Source organism: Kitasatospora sp. NPDC097691 (assembly GCF_040302665.1).
In the GTDB taxonomy this organism is placed as follows: domain Bacteria; phylum Actinomycetota; class Actinomycetes; order Streptomycetales; family Streptomycetaceae; genus Kitasatospora.
Map to the genome: position 1 here is coordinate 1 of NZ_JBEORY010000134.1, position 1,421 is coordinate 1,421.

2 protein-coding genes and 1 pseudogene are annotated in these 1,421 nt (G+C 70.9%); all 3 read left to right on the forward strand.

Annotation, left to right across the window (positions count from 1 at the left end):
- A partial coding sequence (locus tag ABTY56_RS38645; RefSeq protein WP_350634377.1) for an alpha/beta fold hydrolase occupies positions 1 to 236 on the forward strand: 236 nt, incomplete at its 5' end.
- Between the two features lie 106 nt (positions 237 to 342).
- Positions 343 to 1,106, forward strand: a pseudogene (locus ABTY56_RS38650) (IS5 family transposase).
- Between the two features lie 67 nt (positions 1,107 to 1,173).
- On the forward strand, positions 1,174 to 1,421 hold a 248-nt coding region (locus ABTY56_RS38655; RefSeq protein WP_350634378.1), incomplete at its 3' end, for an arylamine N-acetyltransferase.

Genomic DNA, 1,421 nt, shown 5'->3' on the forward strand with positions numbered 1-1,421 from the left:
CCGCGCTCGACTGCGCGCCCCGCTGGCGGGAGCGGCTGCCCGGGATCGCGATCCCCACACTCGTCGTCCACGGCCGCCGCGACCCGTTCTTCCCGGTCGGCAACGCCGAGGCGATCGCGCGCGAGATCCCCGGCGCCCGGCTGCTCGTGCTGGAGGACGCGGCGACCGCGATCCCCGACACGTCGGCAGCCGAGGTCGCCGAGGCGATGCTCGCTCTCGGCACGGGCCGGTCCTAGGTCGTGTCCGCAAAGTGGTGGGCTCGTTGGGTTGTTCGTGGTGCGTCGTCATGAGCTGACCGATGAGTCGTGGGCGGTGATCGAGCCGTTCCTGGCTCCGCCGCGGATGGGCCGTCCTGTGCGCGATCGCCGTCAGGTGGTCAACGGGATCCTGTGGAAGCTGTCCACGGGTGCGGCATGGCGGGATCTTCCCGAGCGGTACGGGCCGTGGAAGACGGTCTACGAGCGCTTCCGCCGCTGGTCGGCCGACGGGACCTGGGACCGGCTCCTGGCCCACGTCCAGCAGCGCTGCGATGCCGTCGGCTCGGTTGACTGGACCGTCACGTGTGTCGACTCCACGACCGTGCGAGCCCACCAGCACGCGGCCGGGGCCCGAAAAGGGGGCTCCGGCCGGGCGAGGCGATCGGCCGGTCCCGCGGCGGGCTGACCACAAAGATCCATCTCGCCTGCGACGGGCAGGGCCGGCCGCTCGCCTTCACGATCACCGCCGGAAACGTCAACGACTGTACTCAGTTCGAGCAGGTCCTGGCCCGCATCCGCATCGAGCGGTGCGGACCCGGCCGGCCCAGAACCCGGCCCGAACGGGTCGTCGCCGACAAGGGCTACTCGTCCACGAAGATCCGCTCCTACCTGCGCAGACGCGGCATCAAGGCGGCCATCCCCGAGCGGATCGACCAGATCAACGGCCGCATCCGCCGGCGGGAGAGCCTTTGCCGGCTCGACCGGGCCGCCTACCGACGCCGTAACGTCGTCGAGCGCTGCTTCAACAAGCTCAAGCACAACAAGGCCCTGGCCACCCGCTACGACAAACGCGCCCGCCACTACGAAGCCCTGGTCACCATCGCGTGCCTACGAATCTGGCTGGCCTGACTTTGCGGACACGACCTAGGACCAAGAGCCGAGGCCGCGGCGCTGCACCCGAACGTACGGTGATGTCATGGCTGACAGCGCACGGACGACGACGCCGTTCGACCTCGACGCGTACCTCGCCCGGATCGGCTGGGCGGGGGAGCGGCGGGCCGACGTCGCCACGCTCCGCGGGGTGCACCTCGCCCACGCCCGGGCCATCCCCTTCGAGAACCTCGACGCCCTCGGGGGCAGGGCCCCTTCCCTCCGGCTCGCCGACCTGATGGCGAAGCTGGTGCACGGCGACCGGCGCGGCGGCTACTGCTACGAGCACAACAC